Source organism: Microvirga antarctica, from assembly GCF_017921815.1.
In the GTDB taxonomy this organism is placed as follows: Bacteria; Pseudomonadota; Alphaproteobacteria; order Rhizobiales; family Beijerinckiaceae; genus Microvirga; species Microvirga antarctica.
Window position 1 is genome coordinate 1198005 of record NZ_JAGEMM010000001.1, and the last position, 21271, is coordinate 1219275.

18 protein-coding genes are annotated in these 21271 nt (G+C 62.5%); 13 read left to right on the forward strand and 5 right to left on the reverse strand.

Annotated features, from left to right (window positions below; genetic code table 11):
- The first annotated feature begins 41 nt into the window (after positions 1 to 41).
- From J4G32_RS05795 to J4G32_RS05815, 5 genes are read left to right on the forward strand one after another with little or no spacing between them, the layout of a single operon-like run.
- Positions 42 to 1322: a GumC domain-containing protein gene (locus J4G32_RS05795; RefSeq protein WP_210485154.1), complete on the forward strand. Its 1281-nt coding sequence runs from the start codon at positions 42 to 44 to the stop codon at positions 1320 to 1322.
- A gap of 20 nt (positions 1323 to 1342) precedes the next feature.
- Positions 1343 to 2737 (forward strand): O-antigen ligase family protein, encoded by a 1395-nt coding sequence (locus J4G32_RS05800; protein ID WP_210485155.1) that lies wholly within the window; start codon positions 1343 to 1345, stop codon positions 2735 to 2737.
- Positions 2734 to 3921: a glycosyltransferase family 2 protein gene (locus J4G32_RS05805; protein ID WP_210485156.1), complete on the forward strand. Its 1188-nt coding sequence runs from the start codon at positions 2734 to 2736 to the stop codon at positions 3919 to 3921. Before J4G32_RS05800 ends, J4G32_RS05805 begins: the two co-directional genes overlap by 4 nt.
- The gene (locus tag J4G32_RS05810) at positions 3918 to 6101 is read left to right on the forward strand and encodes a family 16 glycosylhydrolase (protein WP_210485157.1); all 2184 of its coding nucleotides are present in this window, start codon (positions 3918 to 3920) and stop codon (positions 6099 to 6101) included. The genes J4G32_RS05805 and J4G32_RS05810 overlap by 4 nt, the downstream gene beginning before the upstream one ends.
- 9 nt (positions 6102 to 6110) lie before the next feature.
- Complete coding sequence (locus J4G32_RS05815; RefSeq protein WP_210485158.1) at positions 6111 to 7172, forward strand: polysaccharide deacetylase family protein; 1062 nt, start codon at positions 6111 to 6113, stop codon at positions 7170 to 7172.
- Positions 7173 to 7190: 18 nt separating this feature from the next.
- On the opposite strand, the gene J4G32_RS05820 is transcribed toward J4G32_RS05815, so the two are convergent.
- Entirely contained in the window at positions 7191 to 8690 is a 1500-nt protein-coding gene (locus J4G32_RS05820; RefSeq protein WP_210485159.1) for a family 16 glycosylhydrolase, read from the reverse strand.
- 718 nt (positions 8691 to 9408) lie between these two features.
- On the reverse strand, positions 9409 to 10143 hold the full coding sequence (locus tag J4G32_RS05825) for a TerC family protein (RefSeq protein ID WP_210485160.1): 735 nt from the start codon (positions 10141 to 10143) through the stop codon (positions 9409 to 9411).
- Between the two features lie 272 nt (positions 10144 to 10415).
- Between J4G32_RS05825 and J4G32_RS05830 the strand changes: the two genes are divergently transcribed.
- The 7 genes from J4G32_RS05830 to J4G32_RS05860 all read left to right on the forward strand — a co-directional run bounded on the left by J4G32_RS05830 (position 10416) and on the right by J4G32_RS05860 (position 18562).
- Positions 10416 to 11192: a FadR/GntR family transcriptional regulator gene (locus tag J4G32_RS05830; protein ID WP_210485161.1), complete on the forward strand. Its 777-nt coding sequence runs from the start codon at positions 10416 to 10418 to the stop codon at positions 11190 to 11192.
- Positions 11189 to 12238, forward strand: coding sequence for an ABC transporter ATP-binding protein (locus J4G32_RS05835; RefSeq protein ID WP_210485162.1), 1050 nt, complete (start codon positions 11189 to 11191; stop codon positions 12236 to 12238). The genes J4G32_RS05830 and J4G32_RS05835 overlap by 4 nt, the downstream gene beginning before the upstream one ends.
- Positions 12235 to 13332: an ABC transporter ATP-binding protein gene (locus J4G32_RS05840; protein WP_210485163.1), complete on the forward strand. Its 1098-nt coding sequence runs from the start codon at positions 12235 to 12237 to the stop codon at positions 13330 to 13332. The genes J4G32_RS05835 and J4G32_RS05840 overlap by 4 nt, the downstream gene beginning before the upstream one ends.
- A gap of 28 nt (positions 13333 to 13360) precedes the next feature.
- Positions 13361 to 14860, forward strand: coding sequence for an ABC transporter substrate-binding protein (locus J4G32_RS05845; protein WP_210485164.1), 1500 nt, complete (start codon positions 13361 to 13363; stop codon positions 14858 to 14860).
- A gap of 73 nt (positions 14861 to 14933) precedes the next feature.
- Positions 14934 to 15881 (forward strand): ABC transporter permease, encoded by a 948-nt coding sequence (locus J4G32_RS05850; RefSeq protein WP_210485165.1) that lies wholly within the window; start codon positions 14934 to 14936, stop codon positions 15879 to 15881.
- On the forward strand, positions 15878 to 16747 hold the full coding sequence (locus tag J4G32_RS05855) for an ABC transporter permease (RefSeq protein WP_210485166.1): 870 nt from the start codon (positions 15878 to 15880) through the stop codon (positions 16745 to 16747). Before J4G32_RS05850 ends, J4G32_RS05855 begins: the two co-directional genes overlap by 4 nt.
- 21 nt (positions 16748 to 16768) lie before the next feature.
- Positions 16769 to 18562, forward strand: a complete 1794-nt coding sequence (locus tag J4G32_RS05860; protein ID WP_210485167.1) for a gamma-glutamyltransferase family protein — start codon at positions 16769 to 16771, stop codon at positions 18560 to 18562.
- Positions 18563 to 18577: 15 nt separating this feature from the next.
- Here the strand turns inward: J4G32_RS05860 and J4G32_RS05865 are convergent, their stop codons facing one another.
- The gene (locus tag J4G32_RS05865; protein WP_210485168.1) at positions 18578 to 19387 is read right to left on the reverse strand and encodes a transporter; all 810 of its coding nucleotides are present in this window, start codon (positions 19385 to 19387) and stop codon (positions 18578 to 18580) included.
- 433 nt (positions 19388 to 19820) lie between these two features.
- Here J4G32_RS05865 and J4G32_RS05870 point away from each other — a divergent pair, with 433 nt between their 5' ends.
- On the forward strand, positions 19821 to 20369 hold the full coding sequence (locus J4G32_RS05870) for an extensin-like domain-containing protein (RefSeq protein ID WP_210485169.1): 549 nt from the start codon (positions 19821 to 19823) through the stop codon (positions 20367 to 20369).
- A 41-nt stretch (positions 20370 to 20410) separates the two neighbouring features.
- On the opposite strand, the gene J4G32_RS05875 is transcribed toward J4G32_RS05870, so the two are convergent.
- Positions 20411 to 20650, reverse strand: coding sequence for a BrnA antitoxin family protein (locus J4G32_RS05875; RefSeq protein ID WP_210485170.1), 240 nt, complete (start codon positions 20648 to 20650; stop codon positions 20411 to 20413).
- A gap of 361 nt (positions 20651 to 21011) precedes the next feature.
- Positions 21012 to 21149, reverse strand: coding sequence for a hypothetical protein (locus J4G32_RS05880; protein WP_210485171.1), 138 nt, complete (start codon positions 21147 to 21149; stop codon positions 21012 to 21014).
- Between the last annotated feature and the right edge of the window lie 122 nt (positions 21150 to 21271).

A 21271-nucleotide genomic window follows, 5' to 3' on the forward strand; every position in this document is an offset into this window, starting at 1 on the left:
GGATCCCGCGAACAGGCGCATCAGAAAGATTCGAGGTTGCCATGAACGCCCAGCACCGAATGCCTTTCGCCCGGATCGATCTTCCGGCTGACGAGGCACCGCGATCCGCCGCAAGACGCGTGCCTGTCTCACGGCTGCTGCTGAGATTTCTCGGCGGGTTTCTGGTCGTTCTCATCTGCGCCGCCGTCGCCTGGCCGCTTCTTCCCAGGCGCTTTGAGTCGACAGCATCGGTGATCCTGCGACCAACCGACGATCAGGGTCGGCTCGACAGTCTTCAGTCCTTGCGCCAACCGCTCGACGATAATGCCATCCAGTCGGAGATGGACATCATCGGCTCTCCCGTCATCGCGTCCGCCGTCATCGCCCATCATCATCTCGAAAATGACCCTGAATTTGCAGGCGACCCCGATCGGCTGAGCGCGCGCGCGCTGTCCGCCCTCTATCGCTTCTTGCCCTCTGCGTCTGCATGGTTGGGTGACATTCAACCGGTCTCCGAAGTCGCCTTGCGCGACCGCCTGCAGAAGCATCTCATCGTCTCGCGGGACCGTCGTTCCTACACGGTGAAGATGGGCTACTGGTCGTCCGATCCGGCAAAAGCGGCCGCTCTCACCAACACGCTGTTGAACGCTTACCTGGAAGACCAGCTCGCGCGCAAACGGGGTAGCGCAGAGCAGCAATCCGCATTGCTTCTCGAACGCGTTGAGGGATTGCGCGGGCGCTATGACAACTCGGAGCGCACGGTGCGCGAATATGCTCTCCAATCCGATCTTGACGACAGCGCGATGCTGACCTCGCTGGAAGCGCAGCGGTCAGCCCTTACGGCGGAGGCAGCAGATCTGCGCGCCCGCATCGCGCTCCGCGCTGCGGCTGGCGATGTCCCTGGCCCATCGGGAGCCCGCCCCGCCATGCCGCCCTCGCAAACCGTCCCCGCGACGATCCAGCCCTCATTGTCGGCGGGATCGGACACGCGCAGCCTCGAAGCCCGTGAAGCCGTCGTGCAGAAGGCGTTGCGGACTGTGCGCGAGGCGATTGCCGATCGTCGGCTAGCGGCCCTCAAACTGGAAGCCCTGCGCCGAGAAGCCGCCATTGATAAGGAGTTGCTCGACGGCGCCATGGTGCGATTGAAGGAACAGGCTCCCCGCCTTTCAACGGTTGGACCCGGCGTTGAAATTCTCGCCCGTCCGGATCCGGCCCTGCGTCCCACGTTTCCGAACGCGTTCCTGTTCGTCGTCGGAACGCTGGTTGCTGCGCTCGCCGCCGGCGTCGCCATGGCATGGAACCCCCGTGCGGCTGATCTTCGCCGTGCGTTGTCGGGCCGCTAGTGATGGACGCGGCCAGCACGATGCGCCTTGACAAGGAAAATGCTGCACTCCTGTGCACGCTTCCCGTCGTCATTGCGATCGGATGGCTTTGTGCCGTTGTGGCCGCAGCCGACATGGGGCCCGCCATGTATGCTGCCCCGGCTGTCGGCAGTCTCACCGCAATCGCGCTCTTCATTCTGCTGCGATCGTCAGTACGCGGGCGGCTGACCACACAGGTGCTTCTTGTCACGGCGGTCTTCGTGCTGAGTCTCAACTTTCGCCAACGAGAGTTGGGTGAAACCGGGCTTGACTGGCAGAACGGAATGAAATTCGCCGTATGGCTGGCGATTCTGGCTCTCGGAGCCCTTCGCTGGCGTGAGCTTGCCGGGCTGGTTGGCAGGCCTCTCATCGGACTTTCCGTGGCGGGCGCAGCCGTTGCGCTGGCATCTGCAGCGTGGTCCGACGTGCCAACCTATACGGCCGCCAGCGCCGTGGGGCTTTTCGCTTATCTGGTGCTCGCCTGCCTCGTCGTCCGCGACTTGGACGAGGCCAGTATCCTGCGAACCCTGGTGTTCGGTCTCGCGGCTTTTCTTGCTCTTGGGCTGCTCGCCGGTGCGCTGCAATTCGAGGTCGCCTGGCTCGAACCGTCAGCAGAAGAAACTGTCAGACGTTTGCAGGGATTCTCCGGCCATCCGAACACCTTCGGTCAGCAGGCCGCTATCTTCATCACCCTGACGGCCATCGCCTATCGCTCGCGGATCCTGCGCCCACGAATCGTCGCGCTCCTGCTCGCGTTGGGTCTGGCCGCGATTCTATCGAGCGGCAGCCGCACCAACCTTGCCGCCGCAGCCGTCGCCTGGCTGGTCATTGCTGTTCGCGCTCATCGCTGGCGGCGCGCAATCGTGCTCACCGGACTCATCGGGCTCTCGACGATCCTGTTCCTTGCGGCATCGGATGGCCTGGTGGAAATGGACGGTCTCCTTCGCGGCCTGAGCCGCACAGGTTCCGAGGGCGAGATCTTCACGCTCACGGGCCGGACGGAACTGTGGAGCACGGCGTGGTCCCTGATCACTGAGCGGCCCCTGTTCGGCTGGGGTTACAACGGCGTCGAGGAGAGGCTTGCGGAAAGCGTCAGCTCATCTTTCGAGGGGACGGCCGTCAATGTGCATAACATGCTGCTGCAGAGCATCCTGTCGCTGGGCTTCCTCGGGTCTCTTCCGGCCATCGCGGCAATCGGTATTCTCTGCACGCGCTTTTTCACCCGGCCTGATCCCGTCCGTGACCAGATTGCCTTGCTGTTGCTGATCATCGGCCTTGGCGAAGTGGGGATGGCGGCAACGCCGATCCTGCTGACGGTCGTCGTCTTCTATGTTTTCGTGCGCGACGAGGTATCGTGTGGCCAGTCCTGCGCCTGGGGCCCGGGAGGCATCGCATGAAAGACGATCTTCTCCGGCTCGACACGCGTGCGATCAGTGCTGCCGCCGGAAGCCATTCAGCCTTCATGGTTGTCCGAAACGAGGCGCGACGGCTGCCCTATTGCCTCGACTATCACCGGGCCTTGGGAATCGAGCGCTTTTTCATCGTCGACAATGGATCGGACGACGACACTGAGGCGCTTCTGCTGTCTCAACCGGATTGCCATGTCTTCCGCGCCACCGGCTCTTTCGCAGCGGCAAATTACGGCATGTCCTGGATCAACGCGCTGGTCGCCGCTCATGGGGTCGGCGGATGGTGCCTTTTCATTGATGCCGACGAACTGTTCACCTACCCGCATTGCGAGAAAGTCACGCTGCAGGCCTTCTGCCGCTTTCTCGACAGGCGGGAGAGCGAGGGCGTTTTCGCGCTTCTGCTCGACATGTACAGCGAAGGTGCAATCGCAGATGCGGTCTACGAGTCGGGCAAGCCTTTTCTCTCGGCCTCCCCGTACTTCGACCGCCACTACACATTTCGGAAGAAATTCCGATTGAGACAGAGCGACGAACCGCTGATGGATACCGAAGCGGTCGGCGGCCCGCGGTTGCGGGCGTTCTATCCGGAGCTTGGCGACACGTCGGCCGTGCAGCAGACTTTGCGCCGTGTCGTTCGCCGCTTGCGTCGTCATCCACTGGGTGCTGCTTTCGGATTGGAGCGCCTGCGCTGGGGTGCGGGCATTGCCCCCGATCTCACGAAGATTCCGCTGATCAAGGCGCGACAAGGCCTGTCGTGGACGTCCAATCATCGCTGCACGCCCTTGAGATTATCGCCGATGACAGGCGCCCTTCTGCATTTCAAGTTCTTTGCCGACTTTCATCATCGCGCCCGAACCGAGGCCGCCCGCGCACAGCATTGGGATGGCGGCGCTGAATATGCGCGCTACGCGGCGCTGCTTGAGGCCGAGCCACGCGTCAGCCTGTTCTATGACGGCAGCGAGGCCTACCGCTCGACGCGGCAATTGATCGATCTCGGCCTGATGCGGACCAGCCCGGACCTTGATGCCCTTGCCGAGTGCCGCGTCAACCGGCGCCGGGAGCGACGCTTGCGGGATCAGACCACCGAAATGGCCCCCCGCCGCACGGACGATGCGTCGGGACGCATCGCCGTTCGCGACACCGTGGCTTTCAAACGCAGGGGTCCCGCATGACCTCCGCTGCCACCGCGGCGCTGGCAAGCCAGGGCAGCGTTGCCCTGCCGCACCGCATGAGAATGCTGCGTGATTCTCACCGCGTGCGTTGGCTTGGTCATCCTGTCAGCTATACCATTGGGACCACGATCGCGAGCCTTCTGAGCATCGGGACATCGCTTCTCGCACCGTCGCTGCTGGGGCCCGCGGCCTTCGGAACGTTTGCTCTTCTCACCAGCCTCTTTCAATACGCAAGCCGGTTCGACATGGGCCTGTCGCAACTGGCAGACCGGGATCTGGCGGCTGGCGCAACCCCGGCGCCGGGACGCGACGGCGAAATTCTCTACGCCAACTGGCTTGCCGGACTTCTCATCCTGGTGGTGATCACGCCGCTTGCGGCCATCGCGGCTTCCTGGACCACCACGATGACCCCGCTGGATACCGCGCTTGCTGTGGGCGGCGGGGCGCTTGCCATGGTGGCCAACGCGCCCGTCACGATCTTCAGGGCGAGCGCCCGGGTGTGGGAATTCACGACCGTGGCGCTCACCCTGCAGGCCGGCATGACATTGCCGCGCCTGTTCGGCCTCATGGTCGCGGGAATCACAGGGTGCTTCGTCGCCCTTGTCGCCTGGTACGCGGTTCTCGCACTGATCTTTGCGCGGCCGGCGGCGTTGGCCTTTCCGCCGCCAAAGCGCCTGTTCGGCCTGTGGCGGGCAGCGTTCCCGCTCTTTCTCTTTAATGCCCTGTGGCTGGTGTATCTCACAGCCAATCGCTGGATCGCGGCTTTTCTGACAACACCCGAGGAGCTCGGTCTCTTCGCGTTTGGCGCGAACCTCGCCTTTGTCGGGCTGGGAATGATCTCGACCATCGCCCAGGTCTATTACCCCAAGCTCCTCGCGCGCATCGTGCGGTCGCCGGCCGGAGCGTGCTCGCGGGCGATCGAGGGGCAGTCCCTTGCGCTCGGCGGCTTGCTCACAGGCGTGTCGGTCCTGGCGATCGTCGCTGCACCCGGTCTCATCCCGTGGCTATTCCCCCAGTATGGGTCTGCGACCGCATCGACCGTAATCCTGTCGATCTCCTGTCTGCCGATGGGACTGGTGGCATGGCTGGTTCCCCTCTCCATTGCCTTGTCAAAGACGCCGAAGAGAGACGCTGTCCGCATCTTCGTGCCGGCTGTGCTTGTGCTGGTCGTCGCCATGGCGGCGGGCCAGTCCATTCTGGAAACAGAAGGATTGGCATGGGGATGCGTGATTGGCGGATTTGCATTGCTGATCGCAGCAGCTGCGCATCTCCGCGGCATCGCAGTGCTGAGCCGCCAATCGGCGCTGCGGATGATTGGTCTGCAAGGCGTGCTGATAGGCGCCCTCTCAGCGCTGGCGATTGCGGCTTTCCCGCAGGCGGGCAGGAGCGCAACACTGAACGCCGGGGGCCCACCGGCGGGCTGGCGACTGGCCTTCGACGAAACCTTCGACACCCTGAAACTATGGGATCCCGCTCGCAGAAGCGGCGTGTGGGAGCCCCATTATCCTTGGGGCGCGCGGACCAATGCATCAAACGGCGAGTTACAATATTATGTTGATCCGAGGGCGGGCAATGAGTCTCCTGCGCTTGTGCGTTTCAACCCGTTTTTCATCGACAAGAATGGGCTCGTGATCCGCGCGCGACCCTTGCCGGCGGATCTCGCGACCCAAACGGGTCACGCATTTGCGTCCGGATTGCTGACCACCGCGCAGAGTTTCTCATTCACCTACGGTTACGTGGAAATGCGTGCCCGTGTTCCCCGTGGCCGGGGCCTGTGGAGCGCATTCTGGCTCGCGCCGGTCGACCAATCATGGCCGCCTGAAATCGATATTCTCGAATCGCTGGGCGACGATACCCGCAACTATGTGATGACGGCGCATTCGAGCTTCCTCGGGTTTCACGGGCAGTCGCAGTTTCGCGTCACGACGCCTGATCTTGCCGACGCGTTCCACACCTACGCGGTGAAATGGACCGCGGACGAGATCGTCTGGTATTTTGACGGCCGGAAGGTTGCCACCACGGCGACACCCGGAGGCACGCACAAGCCCATGTACCTGATCGTCAATCTCGCCGTCGGCGGAAACTGGCCGGGCGCGCCCGACGTTTCGACACCTTTTCCTGCCGATTTTCAGATCGACTCCATCCGCGCCTATCTGCCACCGGAGGCGCAATTGCGCTGAGCACAAGACATGAAACGTTCGACGCGTCATCGGTTGTTCGGAGGGGGATTTGCGGCGATCAACGCAATCGGCGCTGATCGCTGGCTGCGTCCGTTCACGTTGGGGTCGGGGATGATCCTGATGTTTCATCACGTAAGGCCGTGGCAGCGCAACGCCTTTTCCCCCAACGCTTCGCTGGAGATCACGCCGGAATTCCTCGCTCTCACCGTTGAGGTTCTCCGGCGCGAAGGGATCGACATCATCCCTCTCGACGATCTCCCGTCTCGCCTCAATCCCGGCGAATCCCAACGTCCCTTCGCGGTTCTGACATTCGACGACGGCTATCGGGACAACCTCACATACGCGGCGCCCGTGCTGCGGGCGCTGAACGCACCCTGGACGCTCTACGTGGTCGATGACTTCGCGCGCGGGCACGGAAGTTTGTGGTGGCTCGACCTCGAGAGAGCGATCGCGGCCGGCAAGGACATCTCGGTGCTGCTCAACGACCGCACGTTCCGGTTTCAGACAGGCTCTCTGAAACAGAAATACGCGGCATTCAACACCCTCCAGCGCATGCTCAAAGCTGGGCCGGAAACACAGCTTCATCGGGTCATGAGCGAGCTGCGACAGCGCTTCACCCTCGACCCGGATGCTCTCGTGCGCGACTTGTGCGCCGACTGGGATGAGTTGCGCTCTCTCGCTCAGGATCCCCATGTCACGATCGGGTCCCACACGCTCACGCACCCGATTCTCAGCCGCTGCGGAGCGCGGAAATCCGAGGCAGAAATCTTCGACAGCAAGGATCGCATCGAGGCGAGCCTCGGGCGACCAGTCCGTCACCTGGCGTTTCCTCACGGGGATGCCGGCTCGGCCGGATTGCGCGAGTTTCGCCTGAGCCGCGAGAGCGGGTACGACACAGCGGTGACGACACGCGCAGGCCATATCTTTGCTGGCTCGCAGGCTGATTTCTGGGCGTTGCCGCGGGTGTCGATCAACGGGCTCCATCAGAGCGAGCAGGCCCTGCGCGCGCTTCTATCCGGTGCTGCCTTCCTGCCTCAGGTGATCTTGCGCAAGAAGCCAACCCTGCGCTGATCGAAGGTTGGACGATCGTCAGATATAGAAATAGTCCACTTTCGGATGGAATGTCGCGGCCGATACGTTGTCGAGCGTGGTGATTTTCACGATGGAGCCCGCGAGCGTCTTGTAACTCACGACCGTGTCGCCGGAGCCGTTATCATCGAAGAACAAGCGCCCGGTTGAGGCTGGGTCCGCACTGCCGGATCCCTTGAAAAGACCCCGCAAGTCGAGCGTGTCGATGCCGGGCTGGAAATCCTTGATATGACCGGCGCGTTTCGGGGCGCTTGCGAAGATGAACTGGTCGCTGCCCTTGCCGCCGATCAGGGTATCGGCATATCGGCCGGCATAGAGCTGATCGTTTCCCGAGCCCCCCGACAAGATGTTGTCACCCACGCCGTTCGACACGATTTTGTTGTTGGCACTATTGCCGTAGCCCCGCTGGTCGCCTTTGCCGGTGAGGCTCAGATTCTCGAGATTTGCCGCCAGTGTATATTTTGCAAGATCGGTGCGGACCGTATCGATCCCCATTTTGGCTTTCTCGATGGTCCGGTCACTGCGGTGATCGACATAGTAGGTGTCGTCGCCGCGCCCTCCGATCATCGTGTCGCCGCCCTGCTTGCCAACAATCTTGTCGTTCGCACTCGTGCCGGAAAGCCTGTCCCAGTCGTAGGTGCCGATGATGCTCTTTTTGGTCTTGCCACTCGACGGCAGCGTGAACAATGTTCGGGCTTCAACATGATCTGCAGCGGCAGACGGCGAGGTGTCGCCGGCGTTCGCATAGGCCCGGATGTAATCAATCTGGAGCGTGGCGGGAAACGGCGTCGTGCCGTCCGGACTTCCCGGCCATTCTCCCCCGACCGCGAGATTGGCCAGCATGTACATCGGCTTGTCCATGCCGGCGGGCGTCGCCGTCTGGTAGATCTTCGTCCCGTCCACATACCAGGAGATCGTGTCCTTCTGCCAATCGACGCCGTATGTGTGGAACCCCGTCGTCATGCCCTGAACGATCGTCGACTTGTTGGTCATCTGGGCGCCGTTGGACTCGAAGTGAACCGAGGTCTCCAACCGGTCGGGCGCGCTCCCGATCATTTCCATGATGTCGATTTCAGGCGGCCATGACAGGTCCGTGGGAAGCAGCCAAAAGGCGGGCCACAGCCCCTGCCCCGCTGGCAGCTTGGCGCTCATTTCAAAATAGCCATAGGTCTGGCTGAAGGAGTGAAAACTCGTGATCATGCCCGACGTGTAGGCGTAGCCTTCGACCTGCGATCGAAGCGGCAAGGGCGTCGGCGCCGCGTTGATGTTCATGATCCCGCCTTGAGCGGTGTAGGTGCCGAGCGACGACGTCGCCGCGAAATTAGCGTTGACGTACCATTGTTGCTCGCCATTCGCGGTATTTGTGCCGCCGTTGGAAGCCGTCCACGGATAGCCGGTACCCCAGGTCCCGGACGAGCCGTTCCAGTAATCAAACGAATTGAAGTCATCCGAAAACGTCAAAACTGCCGTAGATGAAAGCTTATTCGGATCAATCGCCAAATTATAGACTCCCCACGACAAGCATCAGCGGCCGATAGTGACTGGCGATGCTGTGAAGAGATGTTAAATATGAATATTTTCTCTATCAATTAAGCTCGCGCTTCTGTCATGATACGCGAGGCGCAAGACGTGCGGCAGCCAGAATCTGACTTAAGGTAAATTTCCCACCCCGCGCACGGGCTGGATCCGAGGCCGCGGCGAGTCACCGTTACGATTCAAGTGGTTAGGATTGAACAGGGACTACCCCTTTCGGGGTACCATGAGGTGCGCGCACCCGCGAAACGCGCCAGGCGCGGCTTGAAACAAGCCTCAGAACCGAAGATGACCACCCTGAAAGAAGAGACAGTTGTCCTGATACGGATCGAAAATCTGAGCAGAATGTCGTCTAGGCGCAGGAAAAATAGGAATAAAATTAAAATTCGGCACGGCTGCCAGATTGCCCCGCCCTGCAGGGCAAGACATTTTTACTGTTTGTTAAGCCTCGGTTACGAAATCACTCATCCGGAAGATCATTGGCGTGGCTCCGGAAAGACTTGACCGGCACCACCCAGGTCGCCGCGAATCGGTAGGCCTTCTGCCTCATCGGCACGCCGCGTGAGGCTGCCGCCGCGCGGCTCATGGATGCCCGTCTTGCAGCAAGCGCGCGTCGGAGTCGTCGTCGGGCGGGCGCTGAGAAATGGTTGTTCTCTCTGCGCCCGCCCGGATGCGGCGTCGATCGTTACTTCGCGTTCCGGCGTCGCGAGAGCATGTTCAGCCCTTCGATCAATCCGGAGAAGGCCATAGCGGCGTAGATGTAGCCCTTGGGGACGTGAGCACCGAAGCCTTCGGCAATCAGGGTCATGCCGATCATCAGCAGGAAGCCCAGTGCCAGCATGACCACGGTCGGATTGGCCTCAATGAATTTCGCCAGGGGTTCGGCCGCCAGCAGCATGACAGTCACGGCAACGATCACGGCGATGACCATGATGGGCACGTGATCGGTCATGCCGACGGCGGTGATGATGCTGTCGATGGAGAAGACAAGATCGAGCACAAGGATCTGGCCGATCGCGGCGCCGAAACCCAGTTGCACCCGGCTGCTGCCCTCGAACATGTCGGGGCCGGGATTTTTGTCGACGGTGTGGTGAATCTCTTTGGTGGCCTTCCAGACGAGAAACAACCCGCCGGCGATGAGGATGAGATCGCGCCACGAAAAGCCGTGGCCGAAGGCGGTAAAGAGCGGCTCCGTCAATTGCACGATGAAGGCGATCGTCCCGAGCAGGCCCAGCCGCATGATCAACGCAAGGCCAATGCCGATGCGGCGGGCCTTGGTCTGTTGGTGGGCCGGAAGTTTGTTGGTCAGGATTGAGATGAAGACGAGATTGTCGATGCCGAGCACAACCTCCATCACGATGAGGGTCGCGAGCGCGACCCAGGCGGTGGGGTCGACGGCTAAGGCAATAAGCGGGTCCATGATCCTATCCATATGAGTTGCCACGCTTATGTCGTCGGTCAAAGCTGAGGAACAAGAGGGCGGCGGCGCTGGATTGGATCAAAAGCGCGTTCGGGTGCGCGATTGCGCGCCCAACGCACGCGTCAGACGAAGGTCGCAGGCCATTGCGGACACGAACCAATTGCAAACTGGTTCAGGATTGCGATACGCTTACTCAACGGAATTTGATCGGATGCGGATAATTTCGAAGGCTTGACGATACCAATTCACGAATTGGTTCTGGCGAGGGCGTCATGACGGGCGGAGAGACATTTGCCGACAGCTCGGATTTTGCGCTCCGGCAGATGCGTGTCCTGCTCGACCAGCGTTCGGGCAGTGAGAGCAGCCGTCAGCTCCCTCCTGAGCGAACCCTCGCGGCCCAACTGGGCGTCGGCCGACGGACCTTGAGACGGGCGCTGGAAGTGCTCGAAGCGGAGGGCCACATCTGGCGTCACCAGGGCAAGGGAACCTTTCTGGGACCGCGGCCGCTTCGGGAAGAGGTGAACCTCGCCGAGCTGGCGCGACGCACCCATCCTCTCGAAGTCATGGAGGCCCGGCTCGAGATCGAGCCAGCGCTCGCGCGGCTGGCCGCGTTGCGGGCATCGAACGGCGATATCGAGCGCTTGAGGCATCTTGCACAGAAGACGGAGTCGATCGCGGACGGCGATTCCGACAGCCGCGAGTTGTGGGACGGCGCATTTCACCGCGCCATCGCCGAGGTGGCAGGAAACTCGCTGCTGTTTGCTTTCGTCGACGTTGTCGATCGCATCAGGCAAGACCCGACGTGGCGGCGGCTTCGCGAACGAGCGCGGACGCCGGGCAGCCAGCACGGCTTCGTTCACCAACACCATCAGGTCGTAGCAGCCATCGCGGCACGCGATGCGGCGGCCGCAGAGCAGGCCATGCGCCACCATCTGGAGGCGGTGCGCACGAGCGTCTTGCGGATCATGACGCAGTCATCGCCGCTCCCCACCACGGCGCAAGCCGAACCGGCCGAGCGCCTCATCTCCGAGAGAAGTCCCGTCGCATGACCCGCACGCAAGCGCTCCGCTCCTCCGAGGACCGCCTCCACCAGGCGCAAGGCGCCCCCTCCCTCCTGCGCGTCGAGAACCTGTCGGTGCGATTCGACGGATCGCCGGACGACGTCAACGTGGTGGATCATGTCTCCTTCTCCGTGGAGAAGGGAAAGACGCTCTGCATCGTCGGTGAATCTGGATGCGGCAAGAGCGTGACGGCCCTGGCCCTGATGGGGCTGCTACCGACGCCGCCGGCGCGGATCGTTGCGGGCCGGGCGCTGTTTGCCGGGCAGGATCTGCTCGCTTTGCCGGAGCGGCAGCGGGCGGACATGCGCGGCAACCAGACCGCCATGATCTTCCAGGAGCCCATGACATCGCTAAACCCGGTCTTCACCGTTGGCGACCAGATCACGGAAGGCATTCTGCGGCATCGCGCGATTTCGAAAGCAGCAGCAACGGAGCGCGCCCTGGAAATGCTTCGCCGCGTGCGCATTCCCGCGCCGGAAAAGCGCATGCGCGCCTATCCGCATGAGCTGTCGGGGGGCATGCGACAGCGGGTGATGATCGCCATGGCGCTCGCCAACGAGCCGCAACTGCTGATCGCCGATGAGCCGACCACCGCGCTGGATGTGACCATTCAGGCTCAGATCATCGCGCTGATCCGGCAGTTGCAGGCGGAAAGCGGCATGGCGATGATCCTGATCACGCACGATCTCGGCGTCGTTGCCGAAGTGGCCGACGAGGTCGTGGTGATGTATGCCGGCCGCGTTGTAGAGCGCGGCGCGGTCGACGATATTTTCGCCGATCCGCAACACCCCTACACGATCGGCTTGATGGGATCGGTGCCGTCGCTCGGCAGACGTCAGGGCGCCCTGACGACGATTCCCGGAACGGTGCCGCCGGCTGAACTCATGCCGCGCGGATGCCGGTTCTCCCCGCGCTGTCCCTTCGCCGACCAGCGGTGCGTCAGCGATCCGCCGCCGCTTGTCGAGATCGCACCCGCACATGATGCCCGCTGCTGGTACGCTCCCCTTGAACTCCACCGCGAAGTCCTCCGATGACAACACCCGCGCGCGACATCATCCTTGAGAGCACCGGCCTGGTGAAGCATTTCGGTGGCCGCGGGCTCCTGTCATCGCCCACGGTCGTGCGTGCCGTTGACGGTGTGTCGCTGGCCGTCGAGCGCGGCGAGACCTTCGCCATCGTGGGCGAATCCGGCTGCGGAAAATCGACCCTCGGACGGCTCCTTCTTCGGCTCATCGAGCCGACCGCAGGCGACGTGCGCTATGAGGGACGCTCGATCATCGGGCTCGCGCCGGACGAGATGCGCAAACTGCGTCGCGAGATGCAGATCATCTTCCAGGACCCCTACGCCTCGCTCAATCCGCGCATGAACGTGCGCGACATTGTGGGCGAACCGATCTGGCTGCACGGCCTCGCGCGCGGACGCGACAAGCAGGAACGTGTGGCGGACCTCCTGCGCACGGTCGGCCTGATTCCTTCCCACGGGGACCGCTATCCGCACGAATTCTCCGGCGGCCAGCGTCAACGGATCGGAATCGCACGCGCGCTGGCCGGCGAGCCGAAACTGATCATCGGCGACGAGCCGGTCTCGGCGCTCGATGTCTCCATTCAGGCGCAGATCATCAATCTGCTGGAGGATCTGAAGGATCGATTCGGGCTGACCCTCGTCATCATCGCGCATGACCTCGCTGTCATCCGCCACATGAGCGACCGCGTCGCCGTGATGTATCTGGGCGAGATCGTCGAACTCAGTGATACGAACGCGCTCTTCGATGATCCCCTGCACCCCTATACCCGCGCGCTCCTGACGGCCATTCCGGTGCCCAATCCCACCGACCGACAGCCAAAGCCGCTTTTGCAGGGCGATGTGCCGAGCCCGGCAGCACCGCCGAGTGGTTGCCGATTTCATACCCGTTGTCCGCACGCCCAGGCGCTTTGTCGAGAAGCCCACCCGGAGCTTGAAGTCGCCTCAGAGGGGCGGCAGGTCGCTTGCCACTTCTGGCGCGAGATTCGCAATGCGGGCGCAGGTGCTTTGACGGCACCCGTGCCAAGCCCGGCGCTGACCCAGCGCCTGGCGCTCTACAGGACATGGCGGGAGCGGCAGGACAGTACGGGCACGCCAACCGCATGACACACAAAACCAAGAGGAGAACGAGGCGATGAGACCCATTTTCATGGCGGCAGCGGCCGCAGGCCTGCTGATCGGGACAGCAGCTTCCGCACAGACGCTGCGGATCGGTCTGCAGGAAGACCCGGACGTGCTGGATCCCCATCGCGCCCGCACGTTCGTCGGGCGCATCGTGTTCACGTCCCTGTGCGACAAGCTGGTGGAGATCACGCCAGAGTTGAAATTCGTGCCCCAACTTGCCACGGAATGGCAGTGGAGCGGCGACAACAAGACCCTGACGATGAAGCTGCGGCCCGGCGTCAAATTCCACGACGGCGAAACGATGAACGCCGCCGCCGTGAAGGTGAATCTCGACCGCGCCCGCACCCTCCCCGACAGCCTTCGCAAAAGCGAACTGGGCTCTGTCGAGAGCGTCGATGTGGTCGACGACAACACGATCGCCATCAAGGTCTCGCGCCCCGACGCCACGCTTGTGTCGCAGCTCTCCGACCGCGCCGGCATGATCATGTCGCCGAAAGCGCTGGCGGCGCCCGATTTCGCGCAGAAGCCCGTCTGCTCCGGCCCGTATCAGTTCGTCGAGCGGGTGCAGAACGACCGCATCATCCTCGATCGCTTCAAGGATTACTGGGACGCCAAGAACTACAACTTCGACCGCCTCGTCTTCACGCCCATTCCCGATACCACGGTCCGGCTTGCAAACCTCAAGGCCGGCAATCTCGACATCCTGGAAAGGCTCGCCCCCAGCGACGTCGCGGACGTGAAGGCCGATCCCAAACTCGTCTTCGCACCGGTGAGCGGCATCGGCTATCAGGGCCTGACGATCAACACCAGCAATGGCGAGCGCGCCAAAGGCCCGCTCGGACGGGACAAGCGCGTCCGCCAGGCGCTCCAACTCGCCATCGACCGCGACGTGATCAACGAGGTCGTCGGTCAGGGCATCTTCCCTCCCGCGACCCAACCTTTTCCCCTGGCGAGCGCTTTCAACGACAAGAAGTTCGCAGAAAGCAAGCGTGATGTGGCAAAGGCCAAGGCTCTGCTGAAGGAAGCAGGCGTCGACCGGGTCAAGTTCGAGCTGTCGTTCGGCAACAGCACCACGACGCAGCAGATTGCCGAAATCATGCAGGCGATGGCTGCCGAAGCCGGATTCGACATCTCGCTGCGACCGACCGAATTTGCGGCCCTTCAGAAGGAAGCCCAGGCCGGCAACTTCGACGTCAACGCGATCGGCTGGTCGGGTCGTGTGGACCCCGATGGCAACATCCACCAGTTCGTCACCTGCAAGGGTGGCCTGAACGATGGCCGCTACTGCAACGCCGAAGTGGATCGCCTGCTCAATGAAGCGCGCAGCATCAACGACGACGAGAAACGCAAGGCTCTCTACGATTCAGCCCAGGCGATCCTTCAGGACGAGTTGCCGATTATCTACTCGTACTATCAGCCGTGGCCCTTCGTGGTGGCCAAGAAGGTCGAGGGCTTCAAGGCGTATCCCGACGGCATGATCCGCCTCAAAGGCGTGAAGTTCGCCTCCTGACGACCGACCCAAGACGCGTCCGCAGCTTTTTGCGGACGCGTCCAATCCCTCGAAAAGCAGATCGCACCCGCTCATGCTCCGCTTCATCGCCAGACGCATCCTGATCGCCATCCCGACGATCATCATCGTATCGGTGCTGGTCTTCACCCTGCAGCAACTCCTGCCGGGCGACCCGGTCCTGACCATGGCAGGCGAAGAACGCGATCCGCAGGTCCTCGCATTTCTGCGTGAGAAATATCGTCTCGACGATCCCATCCCGCTGCAGTATTTCGCGTGGATCGGCCAGGTCCTGCAGGGCAATCTCGGCATCTCGCTCCGCACCGACATCCCCGTTCTCACCCTGATTCTGGGCAAGTTGCCGGTGACGCTCGAGCTTGCCATCTTCGCCATGATCATCGCACTCGCGATCGGAATCCCGGCAGGGGTCATCTCCGCCGTCAGGAAGGGCACCGCGGTCGATTACGCGGCCAACGTGGTGGCGCTCTCCGGGCTCTCGATCCCGAATTTCTGGCTCGGTATTCTTCTTATCATGCTGGTGTCAGTGCGCTGGCAGCTGCTCCCTGCCTCGGGCTTCGTCCCGCCCAGCGAAGACCTGTGGCTCAACATCAAGACGATGATCATGCCGGCCTTCGTGCTTGGCACCGGTCTTGCCGCAAGCCTCATGCGCCACACCCGTAGCGCCATGCTGGGGGTGCTGCGGTCGGATTACATCCGCACAGCCCGCGCGAAGGGCCTGTTGTCCCGCGTGATCATCTTGAAACACGCTCTGCGCAATGCGCTCATTCCCATCATCACCCTGTCGACGCTCCTGTTTGGCGAATTGCTGGCCGGCGCCGTGCTCACCGAGCAGATCTTCACGATACCAGGCTTTGGAAAACTCGTGGTCGATGCCGTCTTCAATCGGGATTACGCCGTCGTCCAGGGGGTCGTGCTCTGCACCGCCGTGGGCTTCATCGTCATGAACCTGCTGGCGGATGTTCTCTATGTTCTCGTCAACCCACGCCTGAGGCATGCACAATGACGCTCGCCATCGCGGAAGACGTTGCCCTGCCGAAGAAGCGAGGGCGCATTCTCTCCAAGTTTCTGCGCAACCGCGGGGCGATTTTTGGCGCAGCCCTGGTGCTTTTCTTCGTTCTCGTGGCCATCGCGGCGCCGCTGCTTGCCACGCATGACCCGATCAAGCCGAGCTTTGCGGCGATCCGCAAGGCACCCTCGGCGCTCTACTGGTTCGGCACGGACGAATTGGGGCGGGATGTGTTTTCCCGCATGGTCATCGGCGCGCGGGCGTCGTTGCTGGCGGGCGTCGTGTCGGTGGCGATCGCAGTTCTGCTGGGCGTCCCCTTCGGCTTGATCTCCGGCTATTTCGGCGGCTGGACAGACGCCGTGATCTCCCGGTCGACAGAGGCCATGCTGGCCATCCCGTTCCTGATCTTCGCCATCGCGCTTGCGGCCTTCCTGGGCCCCAGTCTCACCAATGCGATGATCGCCATCGGTCTCTCTGCGATGCCCATCTTCGTGCGCCTGACGCGCGGACAGGTTCTGACCATCAAGGCCGAGGATTACGTGGAGGGCGCGCGCGCCATCGGTCTCCCAAATTTCTGGATCATCCTGCGCTACATCCTGCCAAACGTCCTGCCGCCGATCCTCGTTCAGGCAACGCTCACGGTCGCGACCGCGATCATCGCTGAAGCAAGCCTGTCGTTCCTCGGTCTCGGCCAGCAGCCGCCGAACCCGTCATGGGGATCGATGCTCAACACAGCCAAGAACTTCATGACCCAGGCCCCTTGGATGTCGATCTTTCCCGGCTCCGCGATCTTCCTCATTGTCCTGGGCTTCAACCTGTTTGGCGATGGGCTGCGCGATGCGCTCGACCCACGCGAAAACTGACCTCAATTCCGGATAGCGTTCATGTTCACCACACGGCCTGAAATTCTCGGAACATTCGGCGTCGTCACCTCGACGCACTGGCTCGGCTCTGCCGCCGGCATGGCGATGCTCGAGCGTGGCGGCAATGCTTTCGACGCCTGCGTCGCGACCGGGTTCGTTCTGCAGGTTGTCGAGCCCCATCTCGTCGGCCCCGCGGGTGAAGTGCCGGCCGTCTTCTACTCCGCCAAGACCCGAAAGGTCGAAGTCCTGTGCGGACAGGGCACAGCGCCCGCTGGCGCAACGATCGCGCATTACCGCGGCGAGGGCCTCACGCTCATTCCGGGTAATGGCCTGCTGTCCACGGTCATTCCTGGCGCGTTCGACGCTTGGATGCTGTTGTTGCGCGACCACGGCAGCATGCGCCTGCGTGACATTCTCGAACCTGCCATCCACTACGCCGAGAACGGCCACCCTCTATTACCCCGCGTCTCGGATTCGATCAGGGACCTGAAACTCTTCTTCGAGACAGAGTGGCCGAGTTCGGCCGCCATCTATCTGCCCGGCGGAGAGGTTCCCAAACCCCGCAAGCTCTTTCGCAACGAGGCGTTGGCGGCGACGTGGAAGCGTATCCTGCGAGAAGCCGAAGCACCGGGACGCAACCGCGAGGCCGAGATCGAAGCCGCGCGGGCCGCCTTCTATAAGGGATTTGTGGCTGAGGCGATCGACCGGTTTTCGCGCAATCAAGCCGTGATGGACCAAAGCGGAGAGCGCCATCGCGGCGTGATCACCGGCGACGATATGGCCTCCTGGCAAGCCAGCTATGAGGCGCCACAGACCTATGACTACCATAATTACCGCGTGAACAAGACCCGGGCCTGGGGACAGGGACCGGTCTTCCTGCAGACCCTCGCCCTCCTGAAGGGCTTCGATATTGCCGCGATGGGGCCAACAAGCGCGCCCTTCGTCCACACCGTGATCGAGGCTCTCAAACTCGCCTTCGCTGATCGCGAGGCCTATTACGGCGACCCTGATTTCGTCGACGTGCCCATCGACACCTTGTTGTCGGAAGCGTATGCGGTCGAGCGCCGCAAACTCATCGGCGAGAAGGCCTCGCTCGCGATGCGTCCCGGCCGTGTCGCCGGCTTCGAGGACCAGGTCGACCGCGCGCTTTCTGCTTTGCGCGCGTTGTCGACGACAGACCGCACGGTCACCGGCAGCGAGCCGACAATGGCCTCGATGCGATCGGCCCGCAGGGGCGACACCGTTCACGTGGATGTCGTGGACCGGCACGGCAACATGATTGCCGCCATGCCGTCCGGCGGGTGGCTGCAATCGTCGCCGGTCATTCCGGAGCTCGGCTTCATGCTGAATTCCCGCGCGCAGATGTTCTGGCTCGAGGAAGGACTGCCTGCGTCACTGGAACCGGGCAAACGCCCGCGGACGACGCTCACCCCATCGCTCGCGGAGAAGGACGGCGAGCCCTACATGGTGTTTGGCACACCGGGCGGCGACCAGCAGGAACAGTGGCAGCTCTTCCTCTTTCTCCGCCACGTGCATCACGGACTCAATCTGCAGGAGGCCATCGATCTTCCCATGGCCCACACGGCGCATTTCCCCTCATCGTTCCATCCACGCGAGCAGAAGCCCGGGCATCTGGGAGCGGAGGCGAATTTCGGCCCTGACGTTCTCGACGACCTTCGCGCACGGGGCCACGACGTGGATGTTTTGCCGGAATGGACCGTCGGCCGACTCGTTGCAGCCAGTCGCGATCCGGACGGCGTGCTGCACGGCGCGGCAACCCCACGCCTCATGCAGGCCTACGCCATCGGGCGCTGAACTGCGACCGACAAACTATTTCGGGAACAGGAAGGTGATGCCGGCCCGCAAGCCAAGACCCTTCGGTCCGGATTCCGGCGACAGCGCATAATAGCGCGCACCTGCAAAAAGACTGATCGGCTGATCGCCGACCTTGATGAGCTTTGCCACCATGGCATTGATGGGAACGGTCAGCTTGTCGTTCGCCCAATCATAGGTCGACTCGGTGTTGAGCGTGAAAGTCCAGGCATCGGCCGTCGTGTAGGAGATGAACGGCTGCAGGAATGTCGCGTTGACGGGGCCGGCCCCGCTGCGTGTCGCACCGCCGACGGACCAGATGTGGTTGGCAAGGGCGCCGATTGTCCATCCGCCGCTCTGTTTGAGGACGACTGCTGTCGGGCCCAAACCCCACCGGTTGCCGCCAAGAAGATTCTCGGTTGCGGTCGGAAGACGCCCGACCGGTCCGACGCCCCAGATAATTCCGCTCTCGCCGGGCGCGGCCGGCGAGACGAACAGGCTCTGAGTCGTATCGCCCAAACCGAATTGTCGGCCGGACCGGGGGGCAATATCCCACTGCGATATCACGGGAAGAATCGTTCGTGAGATGATGTTCCACTCGGTGGTGATCGAAAACGGGATGACGGGTTGGATGTTGAGCGTGGTGCGGCCACCGTCGCTTCCCGGACCGATCCTGCCATCATAGTTGAACTGGAATGGCACCGAGACCAGACTGGCCACCGGGTTGGTCAGTTTCTTCGCGAGATCCGCGTCCTGCGCGCACGCGTCGGTCGCGAAAAGGACAGCAAGGGCGAATGCTGTTACTTGGCTCGTGGCGATCTTTCTCACGTTGTATGTCTCCCCCCGCGCGCAGAGAAAAGCACACCCGACGGCCGCTGACTACGGCGTCCGGCCCGCACTCATTTGAAACCCATTGCCACCAGCATTGCTGCGCGATCGCCCCTGATACACTTCTTTGCCGACGCGCGGCTCCTTTCGCTTCCATCTGCGTTGACGTTTCATGAGACGAAGCACGAAGCAGAACTCGGCGCAGCAGGAAGCGTCCGCCAGATGGCACGGCGGGACGATGTCGGCCATCATCATTGCTGCGGGCCTCATGGGTTTCGCGGGCATGTCCTTCGCAGAACCTTATCCTCCACTGCCCCCCGCTCGGCCTGTTGAGGTGCCGCCTGCTCCAGCCGTTGCACCCAGTCCCGCCCCGCCGGCGAAAGCGCCGGAGGTTGCAGAGCCGCAAAAGCCTGTCGCGACGAATGAGTGTCTGTTGCGTTTGAAGGCTGCTGGGTTCGATGTCGAGACGGCCGAAACGCCCGCCTCCAAGAATGACAATTGCCGGATCGATCAACCGATCCGTATCCGGGCGATCCCCGTGCCGGGCCGCGGCGAGAAGGCGCTTCGTCTTCCGGCGGAACCCATCTTGTCGTGCCCGTTCGGCGAGACGTTTGGAAACTGGCTGGGGACTCTGGTTGCTCCGACCGTGCTCGGCTCGCTCAAGAGCGACCTCGTTGCCGTTCAGACCGGACCGGGATTTGAGTGTCGGAACCGCAACCGTCTCCCATCGGGAAAGCTGTCAGCGCACGCTGAAGGTCTGGCCATTGATATCGCGAGCCTCGAACTCGCAGACGGCAGCAAGATGCCGGTCAAGCCAAACGGGCATGGGCAGCAGCAGGCAGCCCTCGATGCGGTGCGGCGGGCAGCCTGCGGGTGGTTCACGACGGTGCTTGGTCCGGGATCTGACGCGTCACATGCGGACCATCTTCACGTCGATACGATGATGCACGGATCGAGCGACCGCTATCGGATCTGTCAGTAAGTCTCTATCCTCGGGCTCACGTCGCGGATCGGGTCAGTCGGCTATTTGCCCGCTGCCTTCTTGAGCGCGTCGTTGATCCTGTCCTGCCAGCCCGGGCCACCCTCCTGGAAGAAGTCGAGCACTTCACGGTCGATCCGGAGCGAGACCATCTCGCGGGTGCCAGGAATAACGGCAGCTTTCGGCGGCAACTCCACCGGCTTGGTCGTTGCTTTCTTGAAGGCTGCTTCCGCTGCCTGACGCGGGTCGGTGGACCGGCGCGTGCCAATCGGCGGTTTGGACATCCAATGTCTCCCGAGAGAAGCGTTTCTGACGTCGCCTGCCGTCTCTCGGTCGTCCCTGCGCGCGAAAGATGCGGGCTGGCAACGAGAGCAGGACGACTGGACGGGTGCACGGGGGTATCAGCGGTGGCGAGACAACCATGCACCGCGACGATACCAACTCATGCAGCGCTCACAAGCGGCAAGCGCATGAATCATCACGTTTAGCTGTGTGTGCTCGGTGGATTGGAGGCAAAACGGCCCGCTATCGGGCTCACTTGTGATCGTGGCAGACTGTCTCACTGTCCGTGAGCTGTCGCGGAGAGGTCTTACGGGCCGCCACGGCCCACGCGATCCGGTCCCCAAAAGAACGTTCGCACGTCCCTTAGACGGTGGCCGCGGCAAGCGCCCAGGCAAAGATGCCGATTCCTGCCACTAGCCCGACCCAACGCATCACATGCGCAAGAGCATCCGTAGCGGGATCAAATTCGGAAACTGTCAGGCTTTGATCGAATTCGTTCATAACGAAAGACCTATAGTTGTTTCGATTATATGACATCAACCTTTATTCGTTATTTTAGTTCCCTCTCTCATCAGGAAAGCCTGGGTCGAAGGCGCCCTGAAAGCACAGCTTGCGGGAGCCCC

Excerpts from the sequence above, each read along its gene's own strand:
- J4G32_RS05810 (WP_210485157.1), top strand. The coding sequence starts at position 3,918 with ATGACCTCCGCTGCCACCGCGGCGCTGGCAAGCCAGGGCAGCGTTGCC.
- J4G32_RS05875 (WP_210485170.1), bottom strand. The coding sequence starts at position 20,650 with ATGTCCAAACCGCCGATTGGCACGCGCCGGTCCACCGACCCGCGTCAG.
- J4G32_RS05855 (WP_210485166.1), top strand. The coding sequence starts at position 15,878 with ATGACGCTCGCCATCGCGGAAGACGTTGCCCTGCCGAAGAAGCGAGGG.
- J4G32_RS05845 (WP_210485164.1), top strand. The coding sequence starts at position 13,361 with ATGAGACCCATTTTCATGGCGGCAGCGGCCGCAGGCCTGCTGATCGGG.
- J4G32_RS05800 (WP_210485155.1), top strand. The coding sequence starts at position 1,343 with ATGCGCCTTGACAAGGAAAATGCTGCACTCCTGTGCACGCTTCCCGTC.
- J4G32_RS05795 (WP_210485154.1), top strand. The coding sequence starts at position 42 with ATGAACGCCCAGCACCGAATGCCTTTCGCCCGGATCGATCTTCCGGCT.
- J4G32_RS05830 (WP_210485161.1), top strand. The coding sequence starts at position 10,416 with ATGACGGGCGGAGAGACATTTGCCGACAGCTCGGATTTTGCGCTCCGG.
- J4G32_RS05805 (WP_210485156.1), top strand. The coding sequence starts at position 2,734 with ATGAAAGACGATCTTCTCCGGCTCGACACGCGTGCGATCAGTGCTGCC.
- J4G32_RS05880 (WP_210485171.1), bottom strand. The coding sequence starts at position 21,149 with ATGAACGAATTCGATCAAAGCCTGACAGTTTCCGAATTTGATCCCGCT.
- J4G32_RS05835 (WP_210485162.1), top strand. The coding sequence starts at position 11,189 with ATGACCCGCACGCAAGCGCTCCGCTCCTCCGAGGACCGCCTCCACCAG.
- J4G32_RS05825 (WP_210485160.1), bottom strand. The coding sequence starts at position 10,143 with ATGGACCCGCTTATTGCCTTAGCCGTCGACCCCACCGCCTGGGTCGCG.
- J4G32_RS05850 (WP_210485165.1), top strand. The coding sequence starts at position 14,934 with ATGCTCCGCTTCATCGCCAGACGCATCCTGATCGCCATCCCGACGATC.
- J4G32_RS05860 (WP_210485167.1), top strand. The coding sequence starts at position 16,769 with ATGTTCACCACACGGCCTGAAATTCTCGGAACATTCGGCGTCGTCACC.
- J4G32_RS05840 (WP_210485163.1), top strand. The coding sequence starts at position 12,235 with ATGACAACACCCGCGCGCGACATCATCCTTGAGAGCACCGGCCTGGTG.
- J4G32_RS05815 (WP_210485158.1), top strand. The coding sequence starts at position 6,111 with ATGAAACGTTCGACGCGTCATCGGTTGTTCGGAGGGGGATTTGCGGCG.